Origin of the sequence: Limnohabitans sp. 2KL-51, from assembly GCF_003063645.1 — a bacterium.
Classification (GTDB): Bacteria; Pseudomonadota; Gammaproteobacteria; order Burkholderiales; family Burkholderiaceae_C; genus Limnohabitans_A.
The window spans coordinates 1-17,082 of record NZ_NESJ01000006.1 but is presented as its reverse complement, the minus strand read 5'-3'; the positions used below and the strand labels follow the sequence as shown (position 1 = coordinate 17,082).

Here is a 17,082-nt window from a genome sequence, read left to right as displayed (position 1 = left end):
GACGGGCGTGTTCAGACTCTGACTCAAGATGAGTTCTGGGATGGGGTGATCAGCTTGAACTGCGCGGGCGAGCGCTCGAAGGCGTTGCAGGCGGCCATTTGGGCGATGGTGTCGTCCAGGTCCTGGTAATTGAAAGCGGCGGTCCAACGGTGGATTTTTTGCATGGCGGCCATAAAGGGGGCAGCGTCAGCCTGGCGGCTCAGGGCTCGCAGGCTGTCCAGGTATTCCTCGCGAAACAGGGTGGGCACGATGATTCGGCAAGCACCCACGGCGGAAAGTTCGGCGTTCATGACCAGCCGCGCCAGACGGCCGTTGCCGTCGGTGAAGGGGTGAACCTCGGACACGATGAACATGGCCAACATTGCACGCGCTGCGCCTGCGGGCACGCTGGGCAAGATTTGCGTGGCTTGCACCAAGGTGCCGCGCACCCGTTGTGGGGCCACAAATTCGGTGTTGCCGGCGCGGTTGGCCAGAACCTTGAATTCACCGGGGCCGACTTCGGGGCGCTCTTGCATTTGGTCGGCATGGCGGGCACGCAGTTGCGCCAGCACGGGCTCTCCACTGGCCAGGGTTTGCAAGGCCCAGCTGGGTTGCAGGGCTTGGCGGTACACGCCCAAGATGTCGTGCGAGTCTTTGGGCCGCTCGGCAATGGGCTGGCCTTGCAGCACAAAGGCGCGGGCGTGCTGCACGTCGAATTCGGTGCCTTCGATGAAGTTGCTGAAGTACGACTCCAAAAACGCAAAATTGGCCCGCGCAGCTTCGGTTTGCGCCACAGCAGGCGGTTGCACCAGGGGGGTGGCTCGCAGCGCGACGGCGAGTTGCTCAAACAGGGCCAGGCGCTGTGCGTCGTAGGGCATGGGCGCTGTGCGGGCGCGGCCTTCTGGGGTGGTGAGCTGCGAGGCGCGGGTGCCCAAAATACTACCCACCAGGTCATCGAGCACTTTGAATTCGGCTTCGAGCGACAAGCTGGGGGCCAAGGCACGGGCTTGTTCGCGCAATTGAGACAGGGCTTCTTCACCACGGGCGTCGCAGGTGTCGAGCAGGCGTCTTTCGACGGCTTCACGCCCCACCGATCGGCGGTTGGGGCCGCGTGTGGGCTGCAGGTTTTCAAGCAGCAGGCGGGGAAGCGATGGAAAGTAAAGTTCGCGCCCGAGCATGGCGGTGTCGCCGGGCGCAGGCGGTGGGCCTTTCCAGAGCATGACGGTCAGGCCAGGCAGCTGGGCTGTGCGCTTGGAGTTGTTCGTCAGATGTATCACGCCATCTTCGGCTTGACCACCGTTGAAGGCGCTGCGGTGGCTGAGCACGGCACCCGGAAACAAAGCAGCCAGCACCCGCAAGCGCTCGCGGGCCATAAGGGCCGGCCAGTCTGAGGGCGGCAGGCTGCTGACAATGCCAGGCGCGATGCGCGAAAGCTGGCCGGCCTGGACGCCACGTTGCGCTGCCCGCTTTTGGGCAGGGCTGATCTCGGCATAAAGGATCAACGCCGTGTCTGTTGTCGCGTTTTTTCGTGATGAGGAGTCGAGCATGGCCTGAATTGTCGTTTTTTACATATGCTAATTTGAAAATTGTCGCATATTCAATGCACAACAGGTTTGCATAGAGCGGCCAGCACCTGTATCCATGGCTTGGGCTCTGTCGTCAGGCTATCTTGCATCCACTGGCGGTAGTCGTCAAACACGCGGCCAATTTTGCGGGTGCGGTTTTCGAGGCGACTGCGTTTGACGGTTCCAATTTGGGATTCCAGCCGCAGGCTCCAGCTGGACGTATTGCCTTTCCACCAACCTCAGCACCCGTGCATGCAGCCCCATCTGGTTAAGGAATGCAATTTCTGCCATCTGCACTGTTGAAACACCTTATCAACTGTTCACCTGAACAGCCCCGCAGGCTCTCGCATTAAGCCTGTTGATCGTCATTTTTCCGATCAAATGCTGTATGCGCAAACAGCCTCATGGGCTCATTTCATGAGTCCACAACCCAAATAGTTTTTGCTAGCTCATGTGGTGAGCGCGAGCGGCTTCGATCAAGCTCAAAAGACTGGAGTAATCAACAGCTTGGGGTTAGTGCAACATCCTTTCTGTAATTTCTCCGAGCATTACGCGTGCCCAACATTTGCAAGCAATGCCTCATGAGCGCAGTGCCCAGCGTGTCGACCAAGCCAATGGCTACAAGTCCAAGACCATGCTCACCCGTATGGGCGAAATCACCTTTGAGGTGCCTCAGGTGAGATCCGGGGGGTTTTTACCCCAGCTTGGCAGTTTGGGCTGAGGAGAATCTGCCTGGAGGATTTGCGTTGTTTGGATCACTGCCAGAGCACCGGGTGCGCATGCGAACCACCAAGGGTGTGGAGCGCCTGAACAAGGAGATCAAACGTAGAACGCGGGCGCCACCTTGTTTGCGAATTTGGCGAGCTGCCTGCGGCTGGTGAGCGCCATCCTGTCAGAACATGATAAGAAGTGGATGAGCGCAAAAATCTACCTGACCATGAAGCCCTGAGTCGATTCGAATTCGCAACACCCAAAACCAGTTCGCGGAATTTACAGAAAAGAAGTTGCTTTATCCAAGATTGGCGCAGTACTGCAAAGTAACAACCTTTACGCGGCACAACACTTTGGCCTGGAATTCCAAAGCCGGGCCGTGCAACTTCATCTGTCTTAGTGAATTTGACGATACCCTCAAAACAAACCTGAAATCTTCCCGTCGTCGTCAATGTCAATCCGCATCGAGGCCGGCTCTTTGGGCAAACCGGGCATGGTCATGATGTCACCGCAGATCATCACCACAAACTCGGCGCCTGCGGCCAACCGGACCTCGCGCACGTTCACCACATGACCCGAGGGCGCAGCACGCAAATTTGGGTCGGTGGAAAACGAGTACTGGGTCTTGGCCACGCACACCGGGTAGTGGCCGAAGCCGTCTTGCTGTAGTTTGGCAATTTTGGCCCGCACCGCAGCGTCGGCAGAGATGTCGGCTGCGCCGTAGACCTGGGTCGCAATGGCTTTCATTTTGTCCCACAGCGTATCGGCGTCTTCATAAACATAGCGCATCTTGGCAGTGCCAGACTCGGCCAGCTGCACCACGATGCGCGCCAGATCTTCGGCACCAGCAGAACCTTGCGACCAGTGTCGCGCCACCACCACAGGCACACCCTGCTGGTCCATCTTTTGGCGCAGCAGGTCGAGTTCGGGCTCGGTGTCCGAAGTGAAATGGTTGATCGATACCACGCAGGGCAGACCGTAGCGGTTGCGGATGTTGTCAACATGTCGCTCAAGGTTGGCCATGCCTTTTTCCAAGGCCACCAGGTTGGGGGTGTTGAGGTCTTTGGCTTCCACGCCGCCATGGTGCTTGAGGGCGCGCAAGGTGGCCACCACCACCACCGCATCGGGGCGCAGCCCGGACTTGCGGCACTTGATGTCGATGAATTTTTCGGCGCCCAGGTCGGCACCAAATCCGGCCTCTGTGACCACATACTCACCGAGCTTGAGCGCCGCTTGAGTGGCGGTGACGGTGTTGCAGCCGTGGGCGATGTTGGCAAACGGGCCACCGTGGATGATGGCCAGGTTGTTCTCAAGGGTTTGCACCAGGTTGGGCTTGATCGCGTCTTTGAGCAGCGCCGCCATGGCGCCATGTGCCTTGAGGTCACTGGCGCGAATGGCTGTTTGCTCACGGGTGTAGCCAACGATGATGTTGCCCAAGCGTTGCTTGAGGTCGCGGCGTGAGGTGGCAAGGCAGAAGATGGCCATCACTTCAGACGCCACCACAATGTCAAAACCGTCCTCGCGCGGAAAACCGTTGCCCGGGCCACCGAGTGACACCACGGTGGAGCGCAAGGCGCGGTCGTTCATGTCCATCACCCGTCGCCAGACGATGCGCCGAGCATCAAAACCCAGCGTATTGCCGTGGTGGATGTGGTTGTCCATCAGTGCGGACAGCAGGTTGTGGGCCAGCGCAATCGCGTTGAAGTCGCCAGTAAAGTGCAGGTTGATGTCCTCCATGGGCACCACCTGGGCATAACCGCCCCCTGCCGCGCCACCTTTCATACCAAACACTGGGCCGAGCGAGGGCTCGCGCAGCGCAATCACGGTGCGCTTGCCAATTCGGTTGAGCGCATCGCCCAGGCCCACTGTGGTGGTGGTTTTGCCTTCGCCCGCTGGCGTCGGGCTGATGGCGGTCACCAACACCAGCTTGCCGTTGGGGGTCTGGTTGTTGCTGAGCCACTGCAGGTCGATCTTGGCCTTGTAGTGACCGTAGGGCTCCAGCGCTTCGGGCGGGATACCGAGCCGGTCCTGCGCCATCTGGATGATGGGCTTCAAGGTGGCGGCCTGGGCGATTTCGATGTCTGAACCTATCACGGTGTCTCCTGGGGGCAATGAAATTCAATCCACCGGCCTGGTTAGCCGGGGCGGCGAAAAGTTGGTTCTTGCTTGATCGTTGGTGAACTCACCCACGATGGGCATTTGCAGCAAGACTTGGCTAAAAAAAGGTGGCAACTGAGTTTGTGCATGATAGAAAGGATTAGCACCCAAAGAATTGCAGATCACTCGGGTCTCTGCATGCCAAAAATGATCATTCAGTTGCTTTATCACAATCGCAATTGGATCATCAAATGGTAAAAAAAGTCGACGCAAAACGCTCAAATGACCCTCTTGTAGTGGCAAGTTTGTAGCTGTTCCTATATGAATCAACAACTTACGTCAGTTTGGAGGGTGTACAGAGTTTTGTGTAAAGGGTCAAATGGCAGGAAATTTCCGAACATCCAGAAAGATGAACCATGACCGTCAGCAACGAATTGATAGACCGGCCGCCTGCTCGAATCCCAAACCATCAGGGTGTCGCCATCGGGCGCACCCACCACACGGCCGCTGATCGTTTCTGCAAAGGCCACGCCAAGCAAAAGAGCAGCGAAAACAAGAGAAAAAGCGCCTTTTGCCCGAGCCCGCCCAATGTGGTTAGGGTCGCCGTATGAATCACCCATCTTCATGCAAGCCCCATATGCACAGATGACCGATTAAATGACACCGGACAGACTTGAACCATCAGCCAACGACCACCGTCTGCTCTAAGTTCATCAGAGAACGAACCAAGCTCAATGGTGCAAGCATCGACGTCTTCGGATTGTCCGCCAGCGTTTTGCCGCTGATGGTCAGCGTGACCTCACCAAAGTTGCCTTTGGCGTGTATGCCATGCGTGTTACCGGTTGCCGAAGGATCAGCGGTCAGCGTCACTTGTGTGCGATCAAAACCAATACTTGCCAGTGCAACAACCGCTGCCACATTGGCATTCTGGGGAAATGTCATTGCAGCATGACGTGCGTCACCGACAAAAAATGTCGTAGGCTTGGTCAAATGCTCAAGGTCAACCAGCTTTTCAGCAGGCGTACCCCTCCATGCCTTGGGGTGCTTGCGCGAACTGTAAATGACAGTGTCAATGCCCGCCAATTTCGCGGCCCCTAAAACGTCCAGGCCTCCGACTGCACCAGCTGGAATTCGCAGCTTTGCACCGGATTGCAGCGCCGATTCAATTAAAGCCTGTTCAGTCGGTGCATCGGCCATGGCCCCGACTGAGGCAATCAACAAATCGACCCCAGACTTGAGCACATCAGGACCGACTTGCTTCAGCGCAGCGTGGCCGGCGCATTCCACCACCATGTCCAAATCCGCGGCTAGAAATTGCTCTGTAGTGAAGGCAAATTCTGCACCTAGCGACAAAGGCTTGGTTTGAGCCTTGCTTCCACTTCGAATCAATACTTTGACGACTTGGATCTGTGGCGCATGCACCGCTAACAGTCTACAAAGCGACTGCGCCATCGCTCCGTAGCCAATGATGCCAATTTTCAAAATTTTGCCCCTCTGCTGGCTCAGCGCGATCCCAATACGAACATCTCTTGGACATCGTATTGACGAGGTATGAGCCCTTGCTCGAACGACCACCGGATTTGCGTCTTGACCATATCAAAGTTGGCGTCCATGCCGTAAGGCCAGAAATCATCCCCCATCACGGCTTGCGTTTGCTCATGCTCTGCAGTTAACCAAGGCAACATCACGGGATGCGCTTGATGAATCGAAAGACGTGATTGGGCAATGGCCTTGGCTTTGGAGAACGCGTCCATGAGGCTGCCAATCACTTCTGGACGCTCCTTCAACACGTCCTTTCGGACGGCCATCACGTGCATGATGGGGAAGCGCTTGGTCCGAATAAAATAGTCCTGTTCAACCGAACGCCATTGTGGGAACAAGCGCTCCATTCCGGAGTTGAGCCCAAAATTAGATGGTGGCTTGTACGCAATCAATGCGTCAAGTTCTCCACGTTCCATCAGCGCGGTCAAAGATTCGCCAACGAGGCCTTGGATTTTGACGCGCCCCTTGGGCCAATTTCGCTCATTGATGGACTGACGCTCGGCGCGGTCCACATCACCCACGATCCATTCACTGCTTTCAGGCGCTAGTCCGTATTCATCAGCCAAGATGCCGCGAACAACCAGTGAAGCCGTGTTTGAGTACTCCCTGCAACCTATGCGCTTGCCTTGAAGGTCTCTAGCGGATGAGATGCCGCTGCTTGAACGCACATAAATGGCTGAGTGCCTAAAAGACCGCGATGGAAAAATAGGCAGCGCCAGGTACTCGCATTCGTTGCGTGACGAAGCAATCAAATAATTACTGAACGACAACTCAGTGACTTCATAGCTTGCGTGTTCAAATGCCCTGTCAAAAATTTCTTCGAGGTCACCGGTGATGACTTCAGAGTCGCAGCCTTCGACACGGACCACCCCGTCAATCAGTGGTCGCGTACGATCGTAATCACCAACAGCAATTTGCAGGCTTGTTTTACTCAACTTTGGCTCCTGAAATCTTGATGATCTTGGCCCACTTTGCGATTTCTTCTTTGGTGAAACGCGAGAACTCTTCTGGGGTGTCACCCACAGCTTCAGCTCCTTGGCCAGCAAGTTGTTCACGTACAGCGGGCATCTTCAAAACCTTGACAACCTCAGCATTAATCTTGGCAATGACCTCAGGGGGCGTACCGGCCGGGGCGTACAAACCAGACCACGCGCTGGTCTCATACCCTTTGACACCTGCCTGGTCAACCGTAGGAACGTCTGGTAACTGGGGGACGCGACGGATGCTACTGACCGCAAGGATTTTCGCCTTACCCGATCTGACATGGGTAATGCCAGTCGGCATGTTGATGAACATCATGTTGACTTGGCCGCCGATCAAGTCAGCCACAGCTGGTGGACCGCCCTTGTAGGGCACGTGCAACAGATCTACATTGGTCAAGAGCTTGAACAACTCAGAAGACAAATGACTCGACGTCCCCTGACCAGTGGATGCAAAAGAAATTTTGCCTGGAGATTTAGCCGCAAGTGCGATCAGATCCTTCACTGAATTGACAGGCAACGAGGGATGAACAATCAAAATGTTGGGAACAGTCCCAACCAGCGTGATGGGGGCCAAATCCTTGATAGGGTCGTATGCCAGCTTGTTGTAGAGAGACGTGTTGATGGCCACAATTTCTGAGCCCATCAAGAGGGTGTAACCATCCGGCGCTGATTTGGCTACAGCCTCAACGGCAATATTGCCGCCCGCACCAGCACGGTTTTCCACCAAAACCGGTTGCCCCAGAGATTCGGTCAGTTTTGTACTGACAACCCTTGCGAAGAAATCAACCGTGCCGCCTGCTGGGAAAGGCACGACAATCTTGATCGGCTTGGATGGGAAAGCCTGCGCGCCTGCGATTGCTGAGCTTGCCAACAAAACGATTGCTAAAGCATGTCGAAGGATTTTTCTCATAGTTACTCTTCAATAAAACGCGACGTTACGCGGATTGATTCTAACAACGGGTGGCCAAACAAGTGCTGGATAAAACTGTTTTACAAAATTAGCAGCAGGCTCGAACTTAGAGCACCCAAGCTGCTCATTGAATCGCCCCGGGTTTCCTGGAGGCTCCACACTTTAAGAAGATAAAGACATGCGCAAAAGTTCAAACCGTTTCTCAACCGAGGTGCGAGAACGCGCTGTCCGCATGGTCTTTTTTGGGTCTGGATAAACACTTGATGCGCACATGCAAAGCATCAGTCAGGGTCAAGGTCAAAGGACGAAGTCAGGTCATTGCCACGGAAATCCGGGCACCCAATGCGCAAGACGCCCGTTGGCTGCTTTGGGCTATATATGGGTTTCACAGCATTCAAGTGGGTCCAGCACTGCAATAGTGATCAGATCTAAGCGCGCACCTGCCAATTGGTTGGCGACCTTGGATCGTTGAGCATAAAATTACGCAAATCTTCGGCCAGCGTAAAAAGCACAGCCCCGCATTGCCCTAACGGTCAAATCAGAGGCTCAAGTCATTTGAAAAAGATCATCATCATTGCAGGACCAAATGGCGCAGGCAAAACAACCTTCGCTCGGGACTTTCTGCCAGCCGAAGCCCAAACGCTCCGGTTCATCAATGCTGATTTGATCGCTGCGGGCCTGGCGCCTTTCAATCCCGAGTCAGCATCCATTTCTCGGGTGGCTGAACGGGTTGTCCAAGGGGGGCACAATATTCCCGAGCAAGTCATTCGCAGGCGGTTCAAGTCGGGGCTTGAAAACTTTCATGAGCACTACTGCAAAGTCGTTGACTCATGGGCACTGTACGATAACTATTTACGGCCTCCAAAATTGATTGACTGGAGCAAAAAATGAACATGCGAGACATTAGGACATCTTCTGATCCTGATTTAGCTGGCTCCTATGCCGCCATCCAACGCGCTGCAAAATCTGCTGAGGACCTTGCCATCAAGACCAACACAGCCATCATCGTGGCCGTTGACGGTAAGCCTGTCCGAATCACTGCTGCTGAATTGCTCAAGATGCGCGAGCTTGAGTCAGCTAAGCCCACACCAAACATTCCAACTCTTTGAATCGCGTAAGGTAAGGGTTTCATGGCACTCAGCATTAAAGACATCGGGGAAATCGATCAGGTAGTCGGCCAGTGGTGCCTCAACCGTGTTCCCCCTCACCTGAAAACATCTGTCGATTACGACTACGAAATAGATGGTCAAGCCGTGACCATCATTGAAGTGCGGCCCGCCTGGCAAGGGGCACTTGGCGAAGTCACGCGTCAGCCCATGGCCAAATTCCGCTTCGTCAAAGCGACTGAACAGTGGCAAATTTACTGGATGCGCTCAAGCGGTAAATGGCAATCGTATGAACCCATGTCCGAGGCAACCAAACTCAACGATGCCCTGATGGTCATTGAGACAGACCAATACGGCTGTTTCTTTGGTTAATCAACGGAGCAGACATAGATATCAATTTCGGCATATGAGTCCAAGACATTAGCTCAGTTGCTTGACCTATGTCTGTGTAAAACGCCAAAATTTCACCTTTTATCCGTTTAAAAACAACAACTTAGCTGTTTTTAACGGGATCAAAGTAGCATACTTGTAGTATGCCTATGCAGTTATTAAGTGATATTAAAATTTTTTCTTTGACGCCGACTGCAATCCAGTGTTATTTCTTTTTACGGTACTACTTTTACGAGCATTCACTAATTACCAATTGCGGCTCAGAAATGGCTCAATGTATATAAAGTTTCGCGCCGCAAACTGGCAATGTGTACAGAGTTTTTCAGACCACCACTGCCCTACTCAAAAAGTCAGAACTACATGCCTCGCCCTACAACCATGTCAGGTTAAACCGAGCGTTTGATCGACTGCCCGCGTGCTCGCTACTTTTCTTGAAGTGACGTGCGATGCAGGTGAGCATATCGCACGCTAAGTTTGGCCTTGACAACCCCCAATGTATATACAGTTTTGTTCATCGAACCAGGCGTGTATCGAACTTCTGAACTGCACCGCTGGTCCACAAGCAGCCCTACATCCAGGTTGACGATGAGTTTTTCAGAACATATCATGCAGCATGAACGCATGAACTTCAAGGAAAGCGCAATGTCTAACCCAGCAACTGACAGCAAGATGGTCAAATCCATCGGTGCAAGTGGACAAATCTCTTTAGGCAAAGAGTTTGCGGGAAGACAGGTCCTTATCGAGTCGCCAGCTAAAGGTGTATGGATCATTCGGACTGCCACCATAACCCCCGATCATGAGCCTTGGCCTGAAGAAGGAAAGGTTCAAACTGGACTCGAAAAAGGCCGTCCCGGCAAGACACCATCACCCGATCAAACGTCACGAAAAAAATCTCAGGCCTAAGGCATCCAAGGTTTTTAAAGGAATGACATTTGTCTACGGAGCAAGATAAAAATGATTGACCTGTTCGCCGCTTTAGGCTTTCGATGGAACCGCGAAAAGATTCCTCATCAGATTCCTACCCACTCGATTGATCGGGTGACTTTTCATTTCCATCGAATGCTCACTACGTATGTTTGGGACGCATCTGTGCTTGAAGGCAATCCCTTTACGTTTCCAGAAGTCAAAACTTTGCTAGAAGGTGTGACGGTCGGTGGCCGGAAAATTTCCGATCAAGAGCAAGTACTGAACTTGGCCATAAGCTCCAAATACCTACTGTCACTGGTCAAAGCAGGAAAGTTCAAGCTGGACAAAATCACATTTACTGAGCTACATGGACTGGTTGCAAAAAATGAAGCGCTGGAATGGGGACATTTTCGTGGAGAGGGTCTAGAGACTAACTACACACCAGATGTTGGCCTAGGTCCTGAGGGTCGTCACACACCGCTACCCACTGTGCCCGGAGCTCCCGAGCTCAACCGTGTTTTTTCCGAAGGCCTGCAAGCGTTAAACAATACACTCGAAAGTCCATTTGAAAGAGCTGCTGCATTTTTTCTGTTCGGAGCCTTGCAGCAGTTCTTTTTTGACGGCAACAAACGCACATCACGCTTCATGATGAATGGAATTTTGATGTCCTCCGGCATGGATGCCATCAGCATTCCAGCGGCAAAGGCGCAAGACTTTAACGAAAAAATGGTCCGTTTCTACATGGCCAAGGACGCCACTGAAATGATGGAATTTTTAGTTAGCTGTCATCCAGATGCCATCACCATTCAGCAAAACAATCCGCAAATGGAATGACTGCTTTAAATTGAAATGCGATTTAAGACTTCTAGCTTTTGTTCAAGCGTATAGCCCACCGTGCCGTAGTTATTGAACTCAGGCCCACCACAGGAGTGGCCTGTGGTGCTCTCGGCCAAACGCGTGGGAATGTCGTTACAGGCCTTCATCCTGTCGATCAGGGCATGACGGAACATGTGACTTCTGAAGTCTAGGTCGGCCAGGTATTTGTTCATGATGGCCGAGCAACTGTTACTGCCATGGTAGTGCGCATACTGCGGCACTAGCCATTCACTACCTTCGCACTTGGCCATCTCCACCAGTCGCTTGGCTGTTGATTAGCCAGACAAACTGAGCCAGGGGGGGTGCAGCTAAATTCTTGGACTGGTTTATGCCGTAAGTCCCAAGCTCTTTCGATATTGCATGGGACTGAGTGACCCCAATGACATTTTGATTCGCTTCTCGTTATACCAGCGAATATAGGCGTCAACGCTCTGGATGAACTGCTCGAGGGTGATGCCCTGCCAGTCGCGTGGATAGAACAGCTCAGTCTTCAACCTCCCAAAAAATCCTTCACAGGAGGCGTTGTCTGGTGAACATCCTTTACGCGACATAGACCGAACCAGCTTTGCATTACTCATACGCGAGAGCCAGCCGGGCCAGCGATAGTGGGCGCCACGATCTGAATGAACAATAGGCCTGCTCTCACTGACAGTCACTGTTTCGATGGCCGTATCCAACATCGTATTGACCAACTCAGCATCAGGGCGGGTGCCAAGCGTCCAACTTACAACCAGACCGTCGAAACAATCGACTATTGGCGAGAGGTACACCTTGCCAGCGGGGATCTGAAACTCCGTGATGTCCGTCAGCCACTTTTCGTTTGGGATGGCAGCTTGGAAATCCCGATTGATGATGTTTTCTGGAGCCGGGCTGATCTCACCAAGGTATGAGCCATACCGTCGCTTTTTGTTGACCGTCGCAGTCAAACTCTCTTGCTTCATCAGGCGTACTACGACCTTCTCAGAAATGTGCAATTGATATTGAAGCAGGGCCGAACGGATCCGCCTATAACCATAGCAACGATAGTTGCTATGAAAGATATCGGCCATGGCGACTCGGGCGGCTGCATATTTGTCCGGCATTCTCAGGCGTGAGCAATGGTAGAAGTAAGAGCTGCGTGCCAATTTCAGTTCGGCCAACAGTTCTGTAAGCGAGTAAATGTGTTTCAGGGCGTCAACCAGCATCGTCTTGTCCCGGTTCCCCAGGAGCTGAGGGGCGACGCCCAGATCTTTTTTTAGAAGTTCATTGGCCTTCTTCAATAGGTCATGCTCAAGCTGCAAGCGCCGGATGTTGCCCTCAAGTGCGTCGACTTGCTGCTGCAGCTCGGTGACGCTTTGAGAGCGGGAATTCGGGTCGGGAGTGGATTCGTGATGACGTTTTATCAATGCGGGTGCCTCTGGTCCGAGTAGCTCGTTCTTCCAGTTGTACAGCGTCGGTCGGCATACCTTGACCTTCTTGGCAATTTCCTCGGCACTGGTGTCTCGGATGCACAACTCGAGGACGGCTGCCTTTTTGGTCTCCATGGGATGTTGCACATTGGGTGCGCGGCCCACCATTCGCATGCGAACATCAGGGTGCCGTTCGTCAAGCCATTTTGAAAAAGTTGCGCGGCTCGGATAACCCAACACCCTCAAGGTAAACGCAATACAGCGGCCATGGTCCAGGTAGTGCTGAACAGCGTGCTGCTTTTGCACAACGGTGTACCTATCCCGTGCGCGGGTGTATCCAGCCCGAAGGGATTGCTTGGCAATGAACTCCCGGTACCAGCCGATGAGAGTGTTCTTAGTCGGATAACCCAACTGGCGGATGGTGACTCCCAAGCGCTTGCCTAGCTTCAGATAAAGCCGGACAGCCTTGATTCGATCTTCGTATGAATACATGAACTACCTCCAGGTAGTCCAAGTTTTTAGCCGCATCCCCCCTGGCTCAGTTTTCAAAGCCAATCAACAGCCCCTGTTGAGCAGCCAAGTCCAGCACTCGCTATAGCTAACCCTTGCTTCCCAAGTAGAGATTCAGCCCATGAGGAGGCCACAGCTCTCAATCCTCAAAAATCTATGAAGAGCCCCAAAACAGTTGGGGGCAAGCAACTTCAAATCCGCCGTGTTCACCTCAGTAAAAGAGAAACCTTTTCGGGCTCCGAAAAGAGGCGTTTAGGACACTTTTAGGAGACCGCAAAGAAAAAAGCACCGAGCAATTCTGCTAAGTGCTTGATTTCATTGGGAATTTTTGGTGGGCGATGCAAGTTTCGAACTTGCGACCCCTGCAGTGTGAAAACGCCAACATTTCACCTTTTTCCCTTTTAAAAACAACAACTTAGCTGTTTTCAACAGGGTCAAAGTAGTATACTTGTAGTATACCCATGTAATTATAAAGTGATATTAAAATTCCACTTCTGTGACGCCAACTGTAAACCAGTGTCATTTCTTTTTACGGTGCTGTTTTTTTAAGCACCTCTCCGATGTCATTGTGGCTCAGAAACGGCTCAATGTATATAGAGTTTTTGCTCGGGCAGGCTCAATGCATTCTCCCATACACGCACTATGAATAACAAAGGATTTAAGTTTATCATTGAACAATCACAAATTAGCAAAGATATTTGGTTTAAATAAATTTTACATAAATATTTATTAAACTTATCTCGAATAAAACAAATAAATAGACGAAGATTGATTCAGAAAAAGTTCTATTTTAAATGTTTGCCTATCAATCCCGCCATTTCAAACATTGTTACCTTTGGCTTGCCAAAAATAGCGAATAATTTATTATCAGAAATAATACATCGCCTATCAGTTTTATCTTGTAAATCATGTTTTTTTACATAAGTCCAAATTTTCGAAACCACCTCAATTCTAGTCAATGGCATTTCACCTACTACAAGTGACAGAGGTATGCTTGGAATTAGCAATCTAGAATTACCATCCATACCATTATTATCTGGCAAAGTCATATCTGGAAAATCAATTATATGATTAAACTTCAAAACTTCAGCCTTACTTTCATGATGCTGATAATTAATATCCTGAGTATCAATTTTATTGGTATTTAAATTTAAATTTGGCCTAGCATTAGATATTTCAACCGCATAAAGCTTCAAATTAGCATTCATCCTATACCCTATCGCAGAGTATTGATCTTGAAGATTTTTAAATTTATTTAAATCAAAGTTATATTCATGCATCGAATAATCATTACCACTTGATTTTAACATAAGCGACTGATTAATCTTAATTAATTTATTAGTCGAAGCCATAAGTGCCGTTATGAAATTATGACAATCGCTCACTACCACATCAATAGTATTATTATATTTTCCATACATCCCGATAGCGTCATAAAGTTCCAATAATTTATTACTGGCAACATTTAAAGAACCTTGTATACCTATGTAATTTTTCTTTTTGAAAATACCCAAAAAGCTTGAATTTAACAATTCAGCCTCCGCATCACAAATTATATTTAAACAATCATGAATCTGATTTATATGAATTAATAAGTTTGACATTTTATAAGCACAGGTTTTGTTATGACTATTTCTTTAAGCAACTTGTTGCAACGTTAAAGAGTTTGCGATCATAAATAGAGCCATTAGGATTTGGCTGCGCAGATCTCAAATGATTATACTGCTCCATTCCAAACTCTTTGCTAAAACCAGAGCTAATACAGAAACAATATCCATTTGCCTTTTGCTCACTCATTCCTTGTTGACGCATGCTTGCTTTACACTGATTATAATAAGATTGGTAAACCTCTGTTGGCCACGGCGTTTGTGCATTGCCACTTCCGGCAAATACTAAAAATATCACAGCTACCAGTTTTTTATTTATTTTCATATGATTAAACGTGAAAATTAATTAAACCAAAGATAAAAGCCGTGTAATATTCCAATAGGAAAGAACAAAGCTCCAGCAATTAAAAACCCCCACATACCCTCAGAGAAGCAAGTGAAAATATGATTTAACCATGCAATAAAACTAATGACACCCAAAATCCAAGCCATTTAAAAATCCTTTAAAGAAGTTAAAAAATTGAGCAATTTCAAAAAGTAAAATGTTTAGTCTTTATCTAAATAATTTTTTTCGAATTCATCGACTTTTTTAATTGCAGGAAAACCACCCAAGAACATTGAGAAAAACCATCTGGTTACAAGCAGCACCCCAAAAGAAAACTGACCAATAAATTCACCTATTGAATAATATATCCAAGAAGAAAAAATAAATGCAAATATTAGTGATAATACTGCAACAAATATCCAGGACCCAATTCTAAAAAAACCATTACGCCATGCTGATGGCACATTATATGGCAGTTTCGCTTCGTAAATTCCACACATTTGGCGCCACGCACCGATAGCAACCGCGCATATAAAGCATATTATTGCAATGAATATCAACATAGATTAATCTTTTAACAGATAAATTTTATAAAATATGAATGAACAATATTTTCAAGAAATCGTTTTTATATTACTTGGTTGTACAAAAATCAACTTCGACGTGTCAAGATGAATATCATCGTGCTCAAGCATCCTAAGCCAATTATCTTCAAGTTCATAATTTGTGCATCTCATGCGTGAAACCGTCTTATTAAAAATTATGAAGAATTCTTTTTAAAATTTCAAGTGAAATAATTTAAATTCATGTCAACTTAGAAGCCATCTGTCGAGCAATGTACCAACGTAGTCAGTACCTAAGTCATGACCTCGACTAGGCACAACGGTTGCAGGGATTCCAGCGACCCGTCCTAAAGCCTGCACGTTAGAAGGAATGCTTTGCCAATCATCTTCCCCAACATGCATCTCGCACGCACGCGGCACAGAGAAATTGCCTGCTTCGGCCAGATCCTTCAACCTTGTTGGCCTTGGTGGAGAAAAACTGGTGCGTGCCTGAACATTGGTGAACTCTCCCACGATCGGTGACAACAACAGCACTCGCCCAGGAAAAGACGGCAACTGAGTTTGGGCGTGCAAGAAAAGATACGCACCAAAGGAGTTGCAGATCACTCGGGCTTCGCCGTGCCAAAAGTGATCTTTTAGGTCCTGTGTCACAGCCGCAATTTGCTCACTAAACGGCAAACGTCGGAAGTCGCCTCGTGTTTCACGACCAGTCACATCAAACCCTCGATCCATCAATGCCCTGCCCAATCCAGTGGCCAGTTGACCGCCATAGCCCGGCAGGTAATAGATGGTTTTTGCAGTTGGATTTTCCATGCTTTGATTGTGGCTCAGCAACGTACAAGCTTGGTGGTTTTTAAATGACAGTTCTATTTTACAGTTTTACTGTATGATAGAAAACATGGACACCACTTTCACCCTAGACCAACTCAGCGCGCTGACCGATTTGCCGCTGAGAACGATCCGCTATTACATCCAACTCGGCTTGGTTAACCGACATGAAGGCGATCGAAAACATGCCCGGTACACCCAAAAGCACCTAGACCAAGTCCTGCAGGTTCGCGCCATGGCCGATCAGGGCATGCCGCTGGAACGAATCAAGCAACTGATCAACGGAATCACAACGCCCCCGCCCCTTCCAAAGACTGCTGGAGACATCTCAGTAATTAGCAAGGTGTTCATCGCCCCCGGCGTTGAACTGCATTTGGAGCCGCAAATTGCGGGTCTCTCGCCTGAAAAACTCCGTCTATTTGTCCGTTCCGTCCTCACCACCTGGGAAGAAATCAATGCAAGCGAATAAAAAACAAATTGGACTGCACCCCCAGAACATGGAAGCAAACATTGGGTTGGTCTCGGCCCATGTGACTGGACGCCTCAATGGCTTGGTGGCCCAAATCAAGGTTCGCCAGGTCTACAAGAACTGGTCCGATGACAACGTCGAATGCGTCTACACCTTCCCTCTGGGATGGCAAAGCGTGCTGTTGGGCATGCGTGTTGAGCTGAACGGCAAAAGCCTGACCGGTACCGTCAAGCCCAAGAAAGTGGCCGAGGCGCAATACGAAGAGGCCATCAGCAGCGGTGACTTGCCGGTCATGCTGGAGCGGTCTGGCAAAGACCTGTACACAGC

At 50.2% G+C, this 17,082-nt stretch carries 21 protein-coding genes; 8 read left to right on the top strand and 13 right to left on the bottom strand.

Annotation, left to right across the window (positions count from 1 at the left end; genetic code table 11):
* Positions 1-23: 23 nt before the first annotated feature.
* Positions 24-1,526, bottom strand: a complete 1,503-nt coding sequence (locus B9Z49_RS07555; RefSeq protein WP_108352842.1) for a Fic family protein — start codon at positions 1,524-1,526, stop codon at positions 24-26.
* 583 nt (positions 1,527-2,109) lie between these two features.
* On the opposite strand from B9Z49_RS07555, the gene B9Z49_RS22525 reads away from it, so the two are divergent.
* Positions 2,110-2,265, top strand: coding sequence for a transposase (locus B9Z49_RS22525; RefSeq protein WP_146188502.1), 156 nt, complete (start codon positions 2,110-2,112; stop codon positions 2,263-2,265).
* Positions 2,266-2,672: 407 nt separating this feature from the next.
* On the opposite strand, the gene B9Z49_RS07545 is transcribed toward B9Z49_RS22525, so the two are convergent.
* The 6 genes from B9Z49_RS07545 to B9Z49_RS07520 are packed head-to-tail and all read right to left on the bottom strand — an operon-like array spanning position 2,673 to position 7,787.
* Positions 2,673-4,346, bottom strand: a complete 1,674-nt coding sequence (locus B9Z49_RS07545) for a formate--tetrahydrofolate ligase (protein WP_108353028.1) — start codon at positions 4,344-4,346, stop codon at positions 2,673-2,675.
* A gap of 27 nt (positions 4,347-4,373) precedes the next feature.
* Positions 4,374-4,634, bottom strand: coding sequence for a hypothetical protein (locus B9Z49_RS07540; protein WP_146188501.1), 261 nt, complete (start codon positions 4,632-4,634; stop codon positions 4,374-4,376).
* A gap of 44 nt (positions 4,635-4,678) precedes the next feature.
* On the bottom strand, positions 4,679-4,978 hold the full coding sequence (locus B9Z49_RS07535; RefSeq protein WP_108352839.1) for a hypothetical protein: 300 nt from the start codon (positions 4,976-4,978) through the stop codon (positions 4,679-4,681).
* Positions 4,979-5,033: 55 nt separating this feature from the next.
* Positions 5,034-5,834, bottom strand: a complete 801-nt coding sequence (locus B9Z49_RS07530) for an aspartate dehydrogenase (protein ID WP_146188500.1) — start codon at positions 5,832-5,834, stop codon at positions 5,034-5,036.
* A 20-nt stretch (positions 5,835-5,854) separates the two neighbouring features.
* Complete coding sequence (locus B9Z49_RS07525) at positions 5,855-6,829, bottom strand: PhnD/SsuA/transferrin family substrate-binding protein (RefSeq protein ID WP_108352837.1); 975 nt, start codon at positions 6,827-6,829, stop codon at positions 5,855-5,857.
* The gene (locus B9Z49_RS07520; RefSeq protein WP_108352836.1) at positions 6,822-7,787 is read right to left on the bottom strand and encodes a tripartite tricarboxylate transporter substrate binding protein; all 966 of its coding nucleotides are present in this window, start codon (positions 7,785-7,787) and stop codon (positions 6,822-6,824) included. The genes B9Z49_RS07525 and B9Z49_RS07520 overlap by 8 nt, the downstream gene beginning before the upstream one ends.
* A gap of 555 nt (positions 7,788-8,342) precedes the next feature.
* On the opposite strand from B9Z49_RS07520, the gene B9Z49_RS07515 reads away from it, so the two are divergent.
* The 5 genes from B9Z49_RS07515 to B9Z49_RS07495 all read left to right on the top strand — a co-directional run bounded on the left by B9Z49_RS07515 (position 8,343) and on the right by B9Z49_RS07495 (position 11,023).
* The gene (locus B9Z49_RS07515; RefSeq protein WP_108352835.1) at positions 8,343-8,678 is read left to right on the top strand and encodes a hypothetical protein; all 336 of its coding nucleotides are present in this window, start codon (positions 8,343-8,345) and stop codon (positions 8,676-8,678) included.
* Positions 8,675-8,896: a hypothetical protein gene (locus B9Z49_RS07510; RefSeq protein ID WP_108352834.1), complete on the top strand. Its 222-nt coding sequence runs from the start codon at positions 8,675-8,677 to the stop codon at positions 8,894-8,896. The genes B9Z49_RS07515 and B9Z49_RS07510 overlap by 4 nt, the downstream gene beginning before the upstream one ends.
* A gap of 21 nt (positions 8,897-8,917) precedes the next feature.
* Positions 8,918-9,265 (top strand): DUF3024 domain-containing protein, encoded by a 348-nt coding sequence (locus B9Z49_RS07505; RefSeq protein ID WP_108352833.1) that lies wholly within the window; start codon positions 8,918-8,920, stop codon positions 9,263-9,265.
* 603 nt (positions 9,266-9,868) lie between these two features.
* On the top strand, positions 9,869-10,186 hold the full coding sequence (locus tag B9Z49_RS07500) for a hypothetical protein (RefSeq protein WP_146188499.1): 318 nt from the start codon (positions 9,869-9,871) through the stop codon (positions 10,184-10,186).
* Between the two features lie 51 nt (positions 10,187-10,237).
* A complete protein-coding gene (locus tag B9Z49_RS07495; RefSeq protein WP_108352831.1) occupies positions 10,238-11,023 on the top strand; it encodes a Fic family protein in 786 nt (261 codons plus the stop codon).
* Positions 11,024-11,028: 5 nt separating this feature from the next.
* Here B9Z49_RS07495 and B9Z49_RS07490 read toward each other — a convergent pair whose 3' ends face one another.
* From B9Z49_RS07490 to B9Z49_RS21550, 6 genes are all read right to left on the bottom strand, one after another.
* Positions 11,029-11,238 (bottom strand): hypothetical protein, encoded by a 210-nt coding sequence (locus B9Z49_RS07490; protein ID WP_146188498.1) that lies wholly within the window; start codon positions 11,236-11,238, stop codon positions 11,029-11,031.
* A 153-nt stretch (positions 11,239-11,391) separates the two neighbouring features.
* Complete coding sequence (locus tag B9Z49_RS07485; protein ID WP_108352829.1) at positions 11,392-12,945, bottom strand: IS3 family transposase; 1,554 nt, start codon at positions 12,943-12,945, stop codon at positions 11,392-11,394.
* Between the two features lie 803 nt (positions 12,946-13,748).
* Positions 13,749-14,495 (bottom strand): SWIB/MDM2 domain-containing protein, encoded by a 747-nt coding sequence (locus B9Z49_RS22200; RefSeq protein WP_233254553.1) that lies wholly within the window; start codon positions 14,493-14,495, stop codon positions 13,749-13,751.
* 97 nt (positions 14,496-14,592) lie between these two features.
* The gene (locus B9Z49_RS21560) at positions 14,593-14,895 is read right to left on the bottom strand and encodes a hypothetical protein (RefSeq protein ID WP_146188497.1); all 303 of its coding nucleotides are present in this window, start codon (positions 14,893-14,895) and stop codon (positions 14,593-14,595) included.
* Positions 14,896-15,116: 221 nt separating this feature from the next.
* Positions 15,117-15,458 (bottom strand): hypothetical protein, encoded by a 342-nt coding sequence (locus B9Z49_RS21555; RefSeq protein WP_146188496.1) that lies wholly within the window; start codon positions 15,456-15,458, stop codon positions 15,117-15,119.
* Between the two features lie 246 nt (positions 15,459-15,704).
* Positions 15,705-16,271, bottom strand: a complete 567-nt coding sequence (locus B9Z49_RS21550; protein WP_146188495.1) for a hypothetical protein — start codon at positions 16,269-16,271, stop codon at positions 15,705-15,707.
* Positions 16,272-16,356: 85 nt separating this feature from the next.
* On the opposite strand from B9Z49_RS21550, the gene B9Z49_RS07475 reads away from it, so the two are divergent.
* Entirely contained in the window at positions 16,357-16,755 is a 399-nt protein-coding gene (locus B9Z49_RS07475) for a MerR family transcriptional regulator (RefSeq protein ID WP_158273444.1), read from the top strand.
* Positions 16,756-16,783: 28 nt separating this feature from the next.
* On the top strand, positions 16,784-17,082 hold a 299-nt coding region (locus tag B9Z49_RS07470; protein WP_199225012.1), incomplete at its 3' end, for a VIT domain-containing protein.